This window comes from Silvania hatchlandensis, assembly GCF_025564065.1.
GTDB lineage: Bacteria > Pseudomonadota > Gammaproteobacteria > Enterobacterales > Enterobacteriaceae > Enterobacter > Enterobacter hatchlandensis.
Map to the genome: position 1 here is coordinate 1 of NZ_JAMGZK010000039.1, position 17193 is coordinate 17193.

At 56.4% G+C, this 17193-nt stretch carries 13 protein-coding genes and 1 rRNA gene; 10 read left to right on the forward strand and 4 right to left on the reverse strand.

The features are described 5' to 3' along the window. From rrf to aceK, 5 genes are all read left to right on the forward strand, one after another. Nucleotides 1-77, forward strand: a 5S ribosomal RNA gene (gene rrf / locus M8014_RS22940); the annotation flags it as partial. 221 nt (nucleotides 78-298) lie between these two features. Next, nucleotides 299-1228, forward strand: coding sequence for a homoserine O-acetyltransferase MetA (metA, locus tag M8014_RS04020; protein ID WP_271281257.1), 930 nt, complete (start codon nucleotides 299-301; stop codon nucleotides 1226-1228). A gap of 269 nt (nucleotides 1229-1497) precedes the next feature. Continuing rightward, entirely contained in the window at nucleotides 1498-3099 is a 1602-nt protein-coding gene (aceB, locus tag M8014_RS04025) for a malate synthase A (RefSeq protein ID WP_271281258.1), read from the forward strand. Nucleotides 3100-3131: 32 nt separating this feature from the next. Then, complete coding sequence (gene aceA / locus M8014_RS04030; RefSeq protein WP_271281259.1) at nucleotides 3132-4436, forward strand: isocitrate lyase; 1305 nt, start codon at nucleotides 3132-3134, stop codon at nucleotides 4434-4436. Nucleotides 4437-4500: 64 nt separating this feature from the next. After that, a complete protein-coding gene (aceK, locus tag M8014_RS04035) occupies nucleotides 4501-6228 on the forward strand; it encodes a bifunctional isocitrate dehydrogenase kinase/phosphatase (protein ID WP_271281260.1) in 1728 nt (575 codons plus the stop codon). Here aceK and iclR read toward each other — a convergent pair. Beyond that, a complete protein-coding gene (iclR, locus tag M8014_RS04040; RefSeq protein WP_271281261.1) occupies nucleotides 6225-7049 on the reverse strand; it encodes a glyoxylate bypass operon transcriptional repressor IclR in 825 nt (274 codons plus the stop codon). The two genes, aceK and iclR, sit on opposite strands and share 4 nt — an antisense overlap. Before the next feature lie 194 nt (nucleotides 7050-7243). Here iclR and metH point away from each other — a divergent pair, with 194 nt between their 5' ends. The 5 genes from metH to rluF all read left to right on the forward strand — a co-directional run bounded on the left by metH (nucleotide 7244) and on the right by rluF (nucleotide 14378). Beyond that, on the forward strand, nucleotides 7244-10927 hold the full coding sequence (gene metH, locus M8014_RS04045; protein WP_271281262.1) for a methionine synthase: 3684 nt from the start codon (nucleotides 7244-7246) through the stop codon (nucleotides 10925-10927). 178 nt (nucleotides 10928-11105) lie between these two features. Continuing rightward, a complete protein-coding gene (locus M8014_RS04050) occupies nucleotides 11106-12737 on the forward strand; it encodes a Na/Pi cotransporter family protein (protein WP_271281263.1) in 1632 nt (543 codons plus the stop codon). A 208-nt stretch (nucleotides 12738-12945) separates the two neighbouring features. After that, nucleotides 12946-13110, forward strand: a complete 165-nt coding sequence (locus M8014_RS04055) for a type II toxin-antitoxin system RelE/ParE family toxin (protein ID WP_271281359.1) — start codon at nucleotides 12946-12948, stop codon at nucleotides 13108-13110. 2 nt (nucleotides 13111-13112) lie between these two features. Next, a complete protein-coding gene (locus M8014_RS04060) occupies nucleotides 13113-13451 on the forward strand; it encodes a helix-turn-helix domain-containing protein (protein WP_271281264.1) in 339 nt (112 codons plus the stop codon). 51 nt (nucleotides 13452-13502) lie between these two features. Next, nucleotides 13503-14378: a 23S rRNA pseudouridine(2604) synthase RluF gene (gene rluF, locus M8014_RS04065; RefSeq protein WP_271281265.1), complete on the forward strand. Its 876-nt coding sequence runs from the start codon at nucleotides 13503-13505 to the stop codon at nucleotides 14376-14378. On the opposite strand, the gene M8014_RS04070 is transcribed toward rluF, so the two are convergent. The 3 genes from M8014_RS04070 to lysC all read right to left on the reverse strand — a co-directional run bounded on the left by M8014_RS04070 (nucleotide 14379) and on the right by lysC (nucleotide 17088). After that, nucleotides 14379-14651 carry a YjbD family protein gene (locus tag M8014_RS04070; RefSeq protein ID WP_271281266.1) on the reverse strand — a complete coding sequence of 91 codons (273 nt, stop codon included), beginning with the start codon at nucleotides 14649-14651 and terminating at the stop codon, nucleotides 14379-14381. Nucleotides 14652-14701: 50 nt separating this feature from the next. Further along, the gene (gene panS / locus M8014_RS04075) at nucleotides 14702-15646 is read right to left on the reverse strand and encodes a ketopantoate/pantoate/pantothenate transporter PanS (RefSeq protein WP_271281267.1); all 945 of its coding nucleotides are present in this window, start codon (nucleotides 15644-15646) and stop codon (nucleotides 14702-14704) included. A gap of 92 nt (nucleotides 15647-15738) precedes the next feature. Next, nucleotides 15739-17088 carry a lysine-sensitive aspartokinase 3 gene (gene lysC, locus M8014_RS04080; protein ID WP_271281268.1) on the reverse strand — a complete coding sequence of 450 codons (1350 nt, stop codon included), beginning with the start codon at nucleotides 17086-17088 and terminating at the stop codon, nucleotides 15739-15741. Nucleotides 17089-17193: the final 105 nt, after the last annotated feature.

A 17193-nucleotide genomic window follows, 5' to 3' on the forward strand; every position in this document is an offset into this window, starting at 1 on the left:
CCGAACTCAGAAGTGAAACGCCGTAGCGCCGATGGTAGTGTGGGGTCTCCCCATGCGAGAGTAGGGAACTGCCAGGCATCAAACAAGTAAGAAGCCCTGTACTGACGTACAGGGCTTTTTGCGTTTTCGTTTTTGCATGGAAAATCCCGATCACACGGCGCCACCTGTCCTACAATTCCCCTGTTTCGTGAAACTTTCTCACCTTTAACCTACAGACTCGACATTTGCTCGATTCCTGGTTATTGTCAGCTATCTGGATGTCTAAACGTTTATACGTATGCTGTGAGGATCTAAGGTTATGCCGATTCGGGTGCAGGATGAGCTACCAGCCGTCAATTTCTTGCGTGATGAAAATGTCTTTGTGATGAAGGCATCGCGCGCTACAGGTCAGGAAATTCGTCCCCTGAAGGTGCTTATCCTTAACCTGATGCCGAAAAAGATCGAGACGGAAAACCAGTTTTTACGTCTGCTCTCTAACTCCCCGCTGCAGGTTGATATCCAGCTCCTGCGTATTGATGCGCGGGAATCCCGCAATACCCCCTCGGAGCATCTCAACAACTTTTACTGCAACTTCGAAGACATCCGTGAGGAAAACTTCGATGGGTTGATTGTGACGGGTGCACCGCTGGGTCTGGTTGAATTTAACGATGTTGCCTACTGGCCACAGATCAAACAGGTTCTCGAGTGGGCGAAAGATCACGTCACCTCCACGCTGTTCGTCTGTTGGGCGGTGCAGGCCGCGCTCAATATTCTGTACGGTATTCCGAAGCAAACCCGCAGTGAAAAACTGTCTGGTGTCTATGAGCACCACATTCTTCACCCTCATTCACTGCTGACGCGCGGGTTTGATGACTCTTTCCTCGCGCCACACTCCCGCTATGCTGATTTTCCGACAGGATTGATTCGTGATTACACCGATCTGGAGATCCTGGCAGAGACGGAAGAGGGTGATGCCTACCTGTTCGCCAGTAAAGATAAGCGAATTGCCTTTGTCACCGGCCATCCGGAATATGATCCTGATACGCTGGCGAGTGAGTTTTTCCGTGATGCAGAAGCCGGTTTAAACCCGGATGTACCCTTTAACTATTTCCCGCAAAACGATCCGCAGAACAAACCGCGTGCCACCTGGCGTAGCCATGGCAACCTGCTGTTTACCAACTGGCTCAACTACTACGTCTACCAGATCACACCGTACGATCTGCGCCATATGAATCCGACGCTGGATTAATCCTCTGACGATCCGCATCCTGTAGCGTTTCAGCTCTCCAAAAAAGGCACCTTCGGGTGCCTTTTTTATTTCCGAAATACACCCCGTAGATTTTATTATTTTTAATTACATTAAATTCAATGTGTTAATTGCATTTGCATTTAAAAATGGAAATAGTTTTTGATTTAATTCAAGAGCGAGATAGTCTTAATTCTGCTGAACGAAAATTACACGACAATTTTTCGTGCGCGTGCGGAAACGAATTCGGATCAACGACGAGGAGCAGTGCAATGAATCAACAGGCAACCATTATCGATGAATTGACCTTTACCCAACCGCATAATGAGCAGGAAAAACAGGTCCTGACGCCCGATGCCGTTGAGTTTCTTACCGAGCTGGTGACCCGCTTCACGCCAAAACGTAATAAGTTACTGGCGACACGTATCCAGCAGCAGCAAGACATTGATAGCGGAAAGCTGCCTGATTTTATTTCGGAAACCGCTTCCATTCGTGATGGTGAGTGGACGATCCGTGGCATTCCGCAAGACCTGCAGGACCGCCGGGTTGAAATCACAGGTCCGGTTGAGCGTAAGATGGTGATTAACGCCCTGAATGCCAACGTAAAGGTCTTTATGGCGGATTTCGAAGACTCGCTGGCACCTGACTGGACCAAAGTGATCGAAGGCCAGATCAACCTGCGCGATGCGGTCAATGGCACTATCAGCCACACCAATGAAGCAGGCAAAATTTATCAGCTTAAGCCCAACCCAGCGGTGCTGGTCTGTCGCGTGCGTGGCCTGCATTTACCGGAAAAACACGTAACCTGGCAGGGTGAAGCGATCCCTGGCAGCCTGTTCGACTTTGCGCTCTATTTCTTCCATAACCATAAAAGCCTGCTGGCAAAAGGCAGCGGCCCCTATTTCTATCTGCCAAAAACCCAGTCGTGGCAGGAAGCGGCCTGGTGGAGCGAGGTGTTCAGCTACACCGAAGATCGTTTTGATCTGCCGCGCGGGACGATCAAAGCCACGCTGCTGATTGAAACGCTGCCAGCCGTTTTCCAGATGAATGAGATCCTGCACGCCCTGCGCGATCATATCGTTGGCCTGAACTGTGGCCGCTGGGATTACATTTTCAGCTATATCAAAACCCTGAAGAATCATCCGGACCGCGTCCTGCCGGACCGCCAGGTGGTCACCATGGACAAATCCTTCCTCAACGCCTATTCGCGTTTGCTGATCAAAACCTGCCATAAGCGCGGCGCTTTTGCGATGGGTGGAATGGCGGCGTTCATTCCCAGCAAAGATAGCGAACGTAATAGCCAGGTGCTGAACAAAGTGAAGGCCGACAAAGAGCTGGAGGCCTGCAACGGCCACGACGGCACCTGGGTTGCACACCCTGGGCTGGCGGATACGGCAATGGACGTGTTCAACCGCGTACTGGGTGATAACAAAAACCAGCTGCATGTGACCCGTGAGGACGATGCCCCGATCACCGCCGCGCAACTGCTTGAGCCCTGCCAGGGTGAGCGCACTGAAGCGGGGATGCGCGCCAATATTCGCGTGGCGGTGCAATACATCGAGGCGTGGATCTCCGGCAACGGCTGTGTGCCAATTTACGGGCTGATGGAGGATGCGGCTACCGCTGAGATTTCACGCACCTCTATCTGGCAGTGGATCCACCATCAGAAAACGCTCAGCAACGGGAAACCGGTGACCAAAGCCCTGTTCCGCCAGATGTTGTCGGAAGAGATGCTGGCCATTCAGGAAGAGCTGGGCGAGCACCGCTTCAGCAGTGGACGCTTTGACGCCGCCGCGCGCCTGATGGAACAAATCACCACCTCAGATGAATTAATCGACTTCCTGACGCTGCCCGGCTACCGCCTGCTGGCCTGAACCCACCACATAACAATATGGAGCATCTGCACATGAAAACCCGTACCCAACAAATCGAAGCATTACAAAACGAGTGGACTCAACCGCGCTGGGAAGGCATCAACCGCCCGTACAGCGCAGAGGAAGTGGTGAAACTGCGCGGTTCGGTCAACCCGGAATGCACGCTGGCGCAGCTTGGTGCCGCGAAAATGTGGCGTCTGCTGCACGGCGAATCGAAAAAAGGCTACATCAACAGCCTCGGTGCGTTGACCGGCGGTCAGGCGTTGCAGCAGGCGAAAGCGGGGATTGAAGCGGTTTATCTGTCCGGCTGGCAGGTCGCGGCAGACGCCAACCTCGCCTCCAGCATGTATCCGGACCAGTCTCTCTATCCGGCGAACTCCGTTCCGGCCGTGGTGGAGCGGATCAACAACACCTTCCGCCGTGCGGATCAGATCCAGTGGGCGTCCGGCATCGAACCGAACGATCCGCGCTTTGTGGATTACTTCCTGCCGATTGTGGCTGATGCAGAGGCGGGCTTTGGCGGCGTGCTGAATGCCTTTGAACTGATGAAATCGATGATTGAAGCCGGGGCCGCAGCGGTTCACTTTGAAGATCAGCTGGCGTCGGTGAAGAAATGTGGGCACATGGGCGGCAAAGTGCTGGTACCAACCCAGGAAGCGATCCAGAAACTGGTTGCCGCACGTCTGGCTGCTGACGTGATGGGCGTCCCGACGCTGGTGATTGCGCGTACTGACGCCGATGCGGCGGACCTGATCACCTCTGATTGCGATCCGTACGACAGCCAGTTTATTACCGGCGAGCGCACCAGCGAAGGGTTCTATCGCACCCATGCGGGCATTGAACAGGCGATCAGCCGTGGTCTGGCCTATGCGCCGTATGCCGACCTGGTGTGGTGTGAAACTTCCACCCCGGACCTGGCGCTGGCGAAACGCTTTGCCGACGCCATCCACGCGAAATTCCCCGGCAAACTGCTGGCCTATAACTGCTCGCCATCCTTTAACTGGCAGAAAAAGCTCGACGATAAAACCATCGCCAGCTTCCAGCAAGAGCTGTCGAACATGGGCTACAAATACCAGTTCATCACGCTGGCGGGCATTCACAGCATGTGGTTCAACATGTTCGACCTGGCACACGCCTACGCCCAGGGCGAAGGTATGAAGCACTATGTCGAGAAAGTGCAGCAGCCGGAATTCGCTGCCAGCCAGCGAGGCTACACCTTTGCCTCACACCAGCAGGAAGTGGGAACGGGCTACTTCGACAGAGTCACGACGATCATTCAGGGCGGTGCCTCGTCCGTTACGGCACTGACGGGATCGACCGAAGAAGCACAGTTCTGATAACAGAAACGCCCGGTGGCGCTGCGCTTACCGGGTTCACCCGCGGATGGGATGAGGGGAATCTATGTCGCGTGGCCTGGAGTTATTGATTGCACAAACCATCCTGCAAGGTTTCGACGCCCAGTATGGTCGTTTTCTTGAAGTGACTGCCGGTGCGCAGCATCGTTTTGAACAGGCTGACTGGCACGCCGTGCAGCAGGCCATGAAGCAGCGTATTCATCTTTACGATCATCACGTGGGCCTGGTGGTGGAACAACTGCGCTGCATTACCGGCAGCGCCAGCACCGATGCCGCTTTCCTGCTGCGCGTTAAGGCGCATTACACGCATTTGCTGCCGGATTATCCACGCTATGAGATTGCGGAAAGCTTTTTCAACTCCGTCTACTGTCGGCTATTTGACCACCGCGCCCTGTCACCGGAGCGGCTGTTTATCTTTAGCTCTCAGCCGGGGCAGCGTTTTCGCAGCCTGCCACGTCCGCTGGCGAAAGCATTTTTCCCCGATCAGGGCTGGGATGCACTACTGACCAAAGTCTTATCCGACCTGCCGCTGCGCCTGCCGTGGCAAGACCGCTCGCGTGATGTGGAGTACATCATTGCCCATCTGACTGAGACGATGGGCACAGAAAATCTGCAAAACAGCCATCTGCAGGTCGCGAACGAATTGTTCTATCGCAATAAAGCGGCCTGGCTGGTCGGGAAGCTGATTACGCCTGATGCCACCGTGCCGTTTTTACTGCCGATTCACCGCAGCGATGAAGGGGAACTGGTTGTCGATACCTGCCTGACAACCAGCCCGGAAGCCAGCATTGTATTCGGCTTCGCCCGTTCCTATTTCATGGTTTACGCCCCGCTGCCGGGCGCACTGGTTGAGTGGCTGCGCGAGATCCTGCCGGGCAAAACCACCGCCGAGTTGTATATGGCGATAGGGTGTCAAAAACACGCTAAAACCGAGAGCTATCGGGAATATCTGCACTACATCGCGCATGCCGATGAGCAATTTATCGAAGCGCCAGGCATTCGCGGCATGGTGATGCTGGTGTTTACGCTGCCGGGTTTTGACCGGGTCTTTAAGGTGATTAAGGATAAGTTTGCCCCGCAAAAAGAGATGTCTGCCGCCCACGTGCGCGCCTGCTATCAGCTGGTGAAGGAGCACGACCGCGTTGGACGGATGGCGGATACCCAGGAGTTTGAGAATTTTGTGCTGGATAAGCGTCAGATTGCCCCGGCGCTGATGGCGCTGCTGCTCCAGGACGCGCCACAAAAAATCACCGATCTGGGCGATAAAATTGCCATCAGTCATCTCTATATCGAACGCCGGATGGTGCCGCTCAATATCTGGCTGGAGCAGTCTGAGGGGCAGGTTTTACACGATGCTGTTGAAGAGTATGGGAATGCGATCCGCCAGCTGGCAGCGGCCAATATCTTTCCGGGCGACATGCTGTTCAAAAACTTTGGCGTGACCCGCCACGGACGGGTGGTGTTCTACGATTACGATGAAATTTGCTATATGACGGAAGTGAATTTCCGTGATATTCCGCCGGCGCGCTACCCGGAGGATGAATTGGCCAGCGAGCCGTGGTACAGCATCTCGCCGGGGGATGTGTTCCCGGAGGAGTTTCGCCACTGGCTCTGCGCCGACCCGCGCATCAGGCCGCTGTTTGAAGAGATGCATGCCGATCTGTTCCGCGCCGACTACTGGCGCAGTCTGCAAACGCGCATCCAGAACGGGCATGTGGAGGATGTATACGCCTACCGCCGTAAGCAGCGGTTTAGCGTGCGGTATGCGGTTTAACGCATCCCGCCGTACGCCAGAGTCACTTCCTTCGCCGCCTTGATCACCAGCGCACCCAGCTCCGTCACCCGATCGTCGGTAATGCGCGAGATCGGGCCAGAAATGGAGATCGCCGCAAACGGCTCACGGTGCTCGTCATAAATACAGGCCGCCAGGCAGCGCAGGCCGAGAGCGTGCTCTTCGTCATCAAAGGAGTAGCCGCGTTTACGCGTCAGGGCCAAATCCTCTTTCAGATGCACCGGCGAGACCAGCGTCGCATGGGTATACGCGTGCAGCCCTTTGCGGTGCAGCAGGCCCGTGACCTGCTCTTCGCTGAGCTGCGCTAAAAATGCCTTACCCGCACCGGAGGCGTGCATCGGCAGCTTACCGCCAATGGGTGCCGACATGCGCATCAGCTGAGTACACTGTACCTGGTCGATAATAATCGCCTGGTGATCGCTCTGGTCGAGCACCGCCAGATTCACCGTCTCACCGGAGTCTTCCATCAGCGTGCGCAGAATAGGGTGCACGATGGCAAGCAGGTTGCGGCTTTGCAGGAAACTGCTGCCGACGATAAAGGCATGCGCGCCTACCGACCAGTGGCCCAGCTCGCCCACCTGGCGCACAAAGCCCAGCTGCTGCATGGTGGTCAATAAGCGATGGGTCGTGGAGTTCGGCAAACCGGCCTGCTGAGCCAGCTCCGTCAGCGCCACGCTGCTGTGCGATTCGGCAATCCATTCCAGCAATTTTAATCCGCGCGTCAGGGACTGGACTTGCCCGCCCGGTTGGGTTGTGGCGGCGGCGGGTTTTCTGCCGCGTTTAGCGGGAACGGTGGCAACCATAGCAAGCTCCTTTTTCTGTATCGTGGAAATCATTTTCGTTTTATTTGGCTGTTTTGCAACCGTTATCCTCACTGATCGGAGGAGTAATAGTGAACATGTCTCATGTTACCGCGGTGTGACTTCTCCCTTATCAAAGATTATGCCAGTATGGTCTGCTGGCCTTTTGGCCTGGTTGAGCGTCGTCGGGAGCAAGTGTGAGTAGCAAAGTAGATCAACTGCGTGCGCAGTTAAATGAACGCATTCTGGTGCTGGATGGCGGTATGGGCACCATGATCCAGAGCTATCGTCTGAGTGAAGACGACTTTCGCGGCGACCGCTTCGCCGACTGGCCCTGCGATCTGAAAGGCAACAACGACCTGCTGGTGCTCAGTAAGCCAGAGGTCATCGCTGCCATTCATTACGCCTACTTCGAGGCGGGCGCGGATATCGTTGAGACCAACACCTTTAACTCGACAACCATCGCCATGGCGGATTACCAGATGGAGTCCCTGTCGGCGGAGATCAACTACGAGGCGGCAAAACTGGCGCGCGCCTGCGCCGATGAGTGGACGGCCCGTACCCCGGAAAAACCGCGCTATGTCGCCGGTGTGCTTGGTCCCACCAACCGTACCGCCTCTATCTCACCGGACGTTAACGATCCGGCATTCCGTAACGTCACCTTTGACCAGCTGGTCGCCGCATACCGCGAATCGACCAAAGCGCTGGTGGAAGGCGGTTCCGATCTGATCATGATTGAAACGGTCTTCGACACCCTCAACGCCAAAGCCGCAATCTATGCGGTGAAAGAGGAGTTCGAGGCGCTGGGCGTCGACCTGCCGATCATGATTTCCGGCACCATTACCGATGCTTCGGGGCGTACCCTTTCCGGGCAGACCACCGAAGCGTTCTATAACTCCCTGCGCCATGCTGACGCGCTCACCTTCGGGCTGAACTGTGCCCTGGGGCCAGATGAACTGCGCCAGTATGTGCAGGAACTGTCGCGCATCGCGGACTGTTACGTCACCGCGCACCCGAACGCCGGCCTGCCGAACGCCTTTGGTGAATACGATCTCGACCCCAATACGATGGCGGCACAAATTCGCGAGTGGGCTGAATCCGGTTTCCTGAACATTGTCGGCGGCTGCTGCGGCACCACGCCGGAACACATCGCCGCTATGAGCAACGCGGTAGCGGGTCTGCCGCCGCGTAAGCTGCCTGAGCTGCCGGTCGCCTGCCGTCTGGCCGGTCTGGAGCCGCTGAACATTGGCGCTGAGAGCCTGTTTGTGAACGTCGGCGAACGTACCAACGTCACCGGTTCCGCTAAGTTCAAGCGCCTGATCAAAGAAGAAAAATACAACGAAGCGCTGGACGTGGCCCGCCAGCAGGTAGAAAGCGGCGCGCAGATTATCGATATCAACATGGATGAGGGGATGCTTGACGCCGAAGCGGCGATGGTACGTTTCCTCAACCTGATCGCCGGTGAGCCGGACATTGCCCGCGTGCCAATCATGATCGACTCCTCGAAATGGGAGGTCATCGAAAAAGGGCTGAAGTGCATTCAGGGTAAAGGCATCGTCAACTCCATCTCGATGAAAGAGGGAATTGAGCCCTTTATTCATCATGCGAAGCTGGTGCGCCGCTACGGTGCCGCCGTGGTGGTGATGGCGTTTGATGAAGTGGGTCAGGCCGATACCCGCGAGCGCAAAATTGAGATTTGCCGTCGTGCGTACAAAATTTTGACCGAAGAGGTTGGCTTCCCGCCGGAAGACATTATTTTCGACCCGAACATCTTCGCGGTGGCGACGGGCATTGAAGAGCACAACAACTATGCCCAGGACTTTATCGGCGCCTGTGAAGACATCAAACGTGAGTTGCCCCACGCGCTGATCTCCGGCGGCGTGTCCAACGTCTCGTTCTCGTTCCGCGGCAACGACCCGGTGCGTGAAGCGATTCACGCAGTGTTCCTCTACTACGCCATCCGTAACGGGATGGATATGGGGATCGTCAACGCCGGACAGCTGGCGATTTATGACGATCTGTCTGCGGAGCTGCGCGACGGCGTTGAGGATGTGATCCTTAACCGTCGCGACGATGCCACCGAGCGCATGCTGGATCTGGCAGAAAAGTATCGCGGCAGCAAAGCCGATGAAAGCGCCAATATCCAACAGGCCGAATGGCGTTCGTGGGATGTGAAAAAGCGTCTCGAGTATTCGCTGGTGAAAGGTATCACCGAGTTTATCGAGCTGGACACCGAAGAAGCGCGTCAGCAGGCGACTCGCCCCATTGAGGTGATCGAGGGCCCGCTGATGGACGGCATGAACGTGGTCGGGGATCTGTTCGGCGAGGGCAAAATGTTCCTGCCGCAGGTGGTCAAATCTGCCCGCGTGATGAAACAGGCGGTGGCTTATCTCGAACCCTATATCGATGCCAGTAAAGAAAAAGGCTCCAGTAACGGCAAAATGGTGATCGCCACCGTGAAGGGCGACGTACACGATATCGGCAAGAACATCGTCGGCGTGGTGCTGCAGTGTAATAACTACGAAATTATCGATCTTGGCGTGATGGTCCCGGCGGATAAAATCCTCAAAACCGCGCGCGAAGTTAATGCTGACCTGATTGGCCTCTCCGGGCTGATCACCCCATCGCTGGATGAGATGGTTAACGTGGCGAAAGAGATGGAGCGCCAGGGCTTTACCCTGCCGCTGCTGATTGGCGGCGCGACCACCTCGAAAGCGCACACGGCGGTGAAGATCGAACAGAACTACAGCGGGCCGACGGTGTACGTACAGAACGCCTCGCGCACGGTTGGCGTGGTCTCGGCGCTGCTGTCGGATACCCAGCGCGACGATTTTGTCGCCCGCACCCGCAAAGAGTACGAAACGGTGCGTATTCAGCATGCGCGCAAAAAACCACGCACCCCGCCGGTCACGCTGGCTGCGGCGCGCGATAACGATCTGGCCTTTGACTGGTCGAGCTATACGCCGCCGGTTGCCCACCGTCTGGGCGTGCAGGAGGTTACCGCCAGCATCGAAACGCTGCGTAACTACATCGACTGGACGCCGTTCTTTATGACCTGGTCGCTGGCCGGGAAATATCCACGCATCCTTGAAGATGAAGTGGTAGGTGAAGAAGCCCAGCGCCTGTTCAAAGACGCCAACGACCTGCTCGACCAGCTCAGTGCTGAGAAAACCCTCAATCCGCGCGGTGTGGTCGGGCTGTTCCCGGCGAACCGCATCGGGGATGATATCGAAATCTATCGCGATGAGACCCGCACTCACGTCCTGGCCGTCAGCCATCATCTGCGTCAGCAAACCGAGAAAGTCGGCTTCGCCAACTACTGCCTTGCCGATTTTGTCGCGCCGAAGCTGAGCGGCAAAGCGGACTACCTCGGCGCGTTTGCCGTCACCGGCGGGCTGGAAGAGGACGCGCTGGCGGACGCCTTTGAAGCCCAGCATGATGATTACAACAAAATCATGGTTAAAGCGATTGCCGACCGTCTGGCTGAAGCATTTGCTGAATACCTGCACGAGCGGGTGCGCAAAGTGCACTGGGGCTACGCGGCGAATGAAAACCTCAGCAACGAGGAGCTGATCCGCGAGAATTACCAGGGGATCCGTCCGGCTCCGGGCTATCCGGCCTGTCCGGAACATACCGAAAAAGGCACCATCTGGCAGCTTCTGGATGTCGAAACCCATACCGGGATGAAACTTACCGAGTCCTTCGCCATGTGGCCGGGGGCCTCCGTTTCCGGCTGGTATTTCAGCCATCCTGACAGCAAATACTACGCTGTGGCGCAGATCCAGCGTGACCAGGTGGAAGATTATGCCCTGCGTAAAGGCATGAGTGTGGCGGAGGTTGAGCGCTGGCTGGCGCCGAATCTCGGCTACGACGCCGACTAAGGTCACTTTTCCTTACAACAAACAGGGCACCTCGAGGGTGCCCTGTCTCTTTCTTACGTTTCACCCCTTATACTGGAAGAAGGTTCCGCGCAGACCGGAAAAGGTGCAGACGCCATCCGGTAACACCGCGCGCAACGAGCCGCAGGAGACCCAATAACAATAAGGAGGATCACCCTTCATGCTGACTCTGCTTCATCTGCTTTCTGCCGTGGCGTTGCTGGTCTGGGGCACGCATATTGTCCGCACCGGCGTGATGCGCGTCTTTGGCGCCCGCTTACGTACCGTGCTCAGCCGCAGCGTTGAGAAAAAACCGCTCGCGTTCTGTTCCGGCATCGGCGTCACGGCGCTGGTGCAAAGCAGCAACGCCACCACCATGCTGGTCACCTCGTTTGTGGCCCAGGATCTGGTGGCTCTGGCCCCGGCGCTGGTGATTGTCCTCGGGGCGGATGTGGGAACCGCGCTGATGGCGCGGGTCTTAACCTTCGACCTCTCGTGGCTGTCGCCGCTGCTGATCTTCGTCGGGGTGATCTTCTTCCTGAGCCGCAAACAGACCCGCGCCGGGCAGCTTGGCCGCGTGAGTATCGGCCTTGGGCTGATTCTGCTGGCGCTGGAGCTGATTGTTCAGGCCGTCACTCCCATCACTCAGGCAAGCGGCGTGCAGGTCATTTTTGCTTCGCTGACCGGTGATATCCTGCTGGATGCGCTGATTGGCGCGGTGTTTGCGGTGATCAGCTACTCCAGCCTGGCGGCGGTGCTGTTAACCGCCACCCTGACCACTGCAGGCATCATCTCGTTCCCGGTCGCTCTGTGTCTGGTGATTGGTGCCAACCTCGGGTCCGGGCTGCTGGCCGTACTCAACAACAGCGCCGCCAACGCCGCTGCCCGCCGCGTGGCGCTTGGCAGCCTGCTGTTTAAGCTGGTGGGTAGCCTTGTCATTCTGCCGTTTGTGAATCCGCTGGCAAATGTGATGGACAACCTGCCGCTGCCGACATCGGAGCTGGTGATCTATTTCCACGTCTTCTACAACCTGGTGCGCTGCGTGGCGATGGTGCCCTTTGCCGAACCGATGGCGAGATTCTGTAAACGGGTGATCCGTGATGAACCGGAGCTGGATGCGCGCCTGAAACCTAAGCATCTGGACACCTCGGCCCTGGATACCCCGGCGCTGGCGCTGGCGAATGCCGCCCGCGAAACGCTGCGGATGGGCGATGCGATGGAGCAAATGCTGGAGGGGCTGAAAAGGGTGATGCACGGCGAACCGCGCGAGGAGAAAGAGCTGCGTAAGACCGCCGACGACATTAACGTGCTCTATACCGCCATCAAACTCTATCTGGCGCGAATGCCGAAAGACGAGCTGGCGGAAGAGGAGTCCCGCCGCTGGGCGGAGATTATCGAGATGTCGCTCAACCTCGAGCAGGCGTCCGACATCGTCGAGCGAATGGGCAGTGAAATCGGCGATAAATCTCTGGCCGCGCGTCGGGCATTTTCCCTTGAAGGCGTCAAAGAGTTGGATGCGCTGCACGATCAGCTGCTCACCAACCTGAAGCTGGCAATGTCGGTGTTCTTCTCCAGCGACCTGCCCAGCGCCCGCCGCCTGCGCCGCAACAAGCATCGCTTCCGCATCCTCATCCGCCGCTATTCCCACGCCCACGTTGATCGTCTGCATCAACAGAACGTGCAAAGCATTGAGACCAGCTCCCTGCACCTGGGGCTGCTCGGCGATATGAAGCGTCTGAACTCCCTGTTCTGCTCGGTGGCTTACAGCGTGATGGAGCAACCGGATGCCGACGACGAGCGGGATGAGTATTAAGCTGGAAAGCGCCTCGCAGGAATGAAAGGCGAGGCGTGATCAAACCCATCACTTGATTTAACGTTGTGACAAAAGGTGAGTGTATAAAATTTTATACAGGGATGTGTTATGCTGTCAGAAAGACCAGCACTACGACCCATCGCGTGGGTAGGAAGCTGCAGACCGGAAGCCACTATCAGAGATTGGCAGCGGGGTCGAAGAAGTCAGACTGCGCAGCCATTCAGGGGCGTACCGGGTTATTTATCTTGCCCGTTTTGAACAGGCCGTTTACGTCCTGCACTGTTTTGTGAAAAAAACGCAACGCACATCGGGTCATGACAAACGTATTGCGAAAGCGCGTTTTCAGAGCGTGCTGGAAGAACAAAGGAGATGAAAATGAGCCACGCCGTTGACGGTAAAATCCGCCATATCACTGTTGCTGATGCAAATGTCTTTGCCGAACTTGGATTTGAAGAGAGTGAAGCAAAACGCCTGCAAGAGGATGCACAGAAAGAGGTTGAGCAACTCATATTGATCAAGCGGCAACTTATGCAGGAAATTTCCTCGTGGATTACCGAGCATAACCTCCGCCAGGCAGAGGTTGCTGACAAACTCAATGTCTCGCGCCCACGCGTATCAGATGTCGTGAATCTCAAAACCAGCAAATTCACTCTCGATACTCTGGTCATGATGTTAAGCAAACTTGGGAAACCCGTCTCAGTGACCGTGGGCTGATCTTTTTACCAGCCCAAACCTAAGGTATATTTCGCCTCTACAGGAGAAATTATGCTGCCAACTCAATCCACCCGATTAAACAAATACATTAGCGAGAGCGGGATCTGCTCGCGCCGTGAGGCTGACCGTTACATCGAGCAGGGCAACGTGTTTATCAATGGTAAACGCGCCACCATCGGCGATCAGGTTGTCGCGGGCGACGTGGTCAAAGTGAATGGTCAACTGATTGAGCCCCGGGACGACGAAGACCTGGTGTTTATTGCGTTGAATAAACCGGTTGGCATTGTCAGTACCACGGAAGATGGCGAGCGCGACAACATTGTCGATTTCGTTAACCACAGCAGCCGCATCTTCCCGATTGGCCGGCTGGATAAAGACTCCCAGGGGCTGATTTTCCTTACCAACCACGGCGATCTGGTCAATAAGATCCTGCGTGCCGGTAACGACCACGAGAAAGAGTATATCGTCACGGTGAACAAGCCGGTGACGGACGATTTTATTCGTGGAATGGGCGCGGGCGTGCCGATCCTCGGGACGGTGACGAAAAAGTGCAAGGTGAAGAAAGAAGCGCCGTTTGCCTTCCGCATTACTCTGGTGCAGGGCTTAAACCGTCAGATCCGCCGCATGTGTGAACACTTTGGGTATGACGTGACGAAGCTGGAGCGGACGCGGATCATGAACGTCAGCCTGTCGGGGATCCCGCTGGGCGAGTGGCGTGACCTGAGCGGCGATGAGCTGATTGAGCTGTTCAAGCTTATCGAGGACTCCTCCTCGGAAGCGAAGCCGAAAACCAAAGCGAAACCGAAAGCACAGGCGCAGGCAATCAAACGGCCGGTGGTTAAAGCCCCGCCTTCAGAAGACAAAGGCCGACCAAAGCCTGCGGGTAAACGCTTTGTTCAGCCAGGGCGCAAAAAGAAAGGGCGCTAATTAGCGCCTTCCACGAGGTGAGGTATTGGCAGACCAGGAAAATGTTGCCTCTTTATCCACTTTGTAAGCCTGCGCTTTTTTGAGTTTGCGGGCTTTCTTCGCTTCATCTTCACGCTGCGCCATCAGTTTATCGATGTACTCTTTTTTGACGTGATTGGTTTCGGCATTGGTCAGCAGTCGGCCATGGGCGATGCGTGCGCGGTCGAGCAGGGTCTTGAGTTCGCGCTGCTCCGCTTCGGTCATCTCTTTCTGAGTCAATCGTGGTATAGCCATTGAAAAAGCCTCCTGATAGGGAGGCTCCAGTGTAAAGCAAGTACCACAAATTAACTCTGTTTCACCGTATCTTTTTTCTGTTGCCCGTCCAGCGGTTTGCCCGACCAGTAACCGGCCAGCAGCGAGCCGGACAAGTTATGCCAGACCGAGAACAACGCACCCGGCAGGGCGGCCAGCGGTGAGAAGTACATTTTGCCCAGCGCCGCGGCAAGACCCGAGTTTTGCATTCCCACTTCAATGGCCAGCGTGCGGCAGGTAGATTCGTCAAAGCCGAACAGCTTCCCACCCCAGTATCCGCCCAGCAGGCCGATGGTGTTATGCAGCACCACGGCGATAATCACCACAAAGCCGACCGAGGCGATATGGGCCGCTGAACCGGCCACGACGGCGCTGATGATAGCCAGAATGCAGACCATCGAAAATGCTGGCAAATACGGCTCTACGGCTTTTACCAGCCGCGGGAACAGGTGATGGATAACCAGCCCCAGCGCAATTGGGATCACCACGATCTGCAGAATGCTCAGCAGCATGCCCATCACATCCACCTGGATATGCGCATCCACGTACAGGCGGGTCAGCAGCGGGGTGGCAATTACCCCCACCAGCGTCGAGACCGAGGAGATGGTCACCGACAGGGCCACATCGCCTTTCGCCAGATAGATCATCACGTTGGAGGCCGTACCACTGGCTACGCTGCCCACCAGCACCATCCCGGCGGAGAGATCCGGCGGCATCTTAAACGCCATCGCCAGTAACCATGCTGCCAGCGGCATCACCAGATAATGCAAAAATATCCCTGCCGCGACCGGAGCCGGGCGCGACAGCACGCGTTTAAAGTCGTCAATTTTCAGGTGCACGCCCATCCCGAACATGATCAGCATCAGCAGCGTGCTGACCCACGGGCCAATGGCGGTGAAGGTGGTTGGCGTGTAATACGCGAGTACAGAGAGCAGCAGTGCCCATAACGGGAACAGCCGGGTGAGGACGGATAACATATGGATTCCTTGCAATTGTGTTGTGAAATTTAGTTATAAAAAAGCCGGGTTCGAGCCCGGCTTATAGGTATTGTTTATCGTGCTAATTAATTTTATTCAAACAAATTATGATGAAGTTTCTGCACGACCTGCTCGGCTTCGTGGCCCGGCACCAGGAAGCACAGGTTGTAGCTGGATGCGCCGTAGCAAATCATGCGGATGTTAAACGGATCCAGCACGCCAAAGACCTCTTTGCCCACGCCGCTGGCGCGAGAAAGCTCGTTGCCGATGATGGCGACCAGGGCGAGATCTTCTTCCACCTCGACGCGGCACAGAGCAGAGAGTTCCATCAGCAGGGATTGTGTCAGCAGCGTATCGCCGGTGGACGTTGAGCCCGTGGTATCCAGCGTCAGGGCAAGGTTCACTTCAGAAGTGGTGACCAGATCCACCGAGATATTGTGGCGCGCCAGGATGCTAAACACTTCTGCCAGGAAGCCGCGGGAGTGCAGCATGCTCAGGCTGTGCAGGGTTACCAGGGTCTGCTTACGACGCAGGGCGATAGCGCGGAACAGCGGCGGGTTTTCGGTGGTGTTGCACACCCGGGTGCCACCCGCTTTAGGATCCTTACTGGAACCAACGAAGACCGGAATATCACTGCGCACAGCAGGCAGCAGGGTAGCCGGATGCAGCACTTTCGCGCCAAATGTCGCCATCTCGGCCGCTTCTTCAAAAGCGATCACGTCAATACGTTTTGCCGTCGGGACCACGCGCGGGTCGGTGGTGTAGATGCCCGGCACGTCGGTCCAGATATCCACCCGGGAAGCGTGCAGGGCTTCGCCCAGTAGTGCCGCGGTGTAATCGCTACCGCCACGGCCCAGCGTGGTGGTGCGACCCTTGGCTTCACTACCGATAAAGCCCTGGGTGATGACAATGCCTTCTGCCAGACGCGGCGCCAGTTGCTGAGCGGACAGCTCGGCAAGGGCGGCGATATCCGGCTCGGCGCGACCAAAGCGATCGCTGGTGCGCAGCACTTTACGCACGTCAAACCACTGCGACTGAACGTTACGCTCGCGCAGCACTTCAACAAACAGCAGGGTCGACATCAGTTCACCGTGGCTGACCAGCTCATCGGTCAGGGCCGTGGAGGTCGCCAGCGAGGCCGCTTCCGCCAGGGTGATGATATTTTCCAGCAGGCGCTCAATCTCTTCGCTGATGACGCTCGGGTTGCGCAGACGATCGAGAATGTCGAACTGAATTTTGTGCAGCGCCTCGAGTCTAACCTGGCGCTCGCTGGCTTCCAGCCCCTCGGCAAGTGCCACCAACAGGTTGGTTACGCCAGCCGAAGCAGACAATACCACCAGGCGGGTATTTGGATCGGCCAGCACCACGTCGGCGCTGCGGTTCATGGCATCGAAATCTGCCACGCTGGTACCGCCAAATTTGGCGACAACAAAACTCGTCATAACAACCTCATGTCAGGGAAGGAAAAAAGCGACCATGGCACGAGGACAAACAAGTTTTACCGGTGCAGGCGCAAATACCGTGTGTATAAATAAAATGTGCAGAGG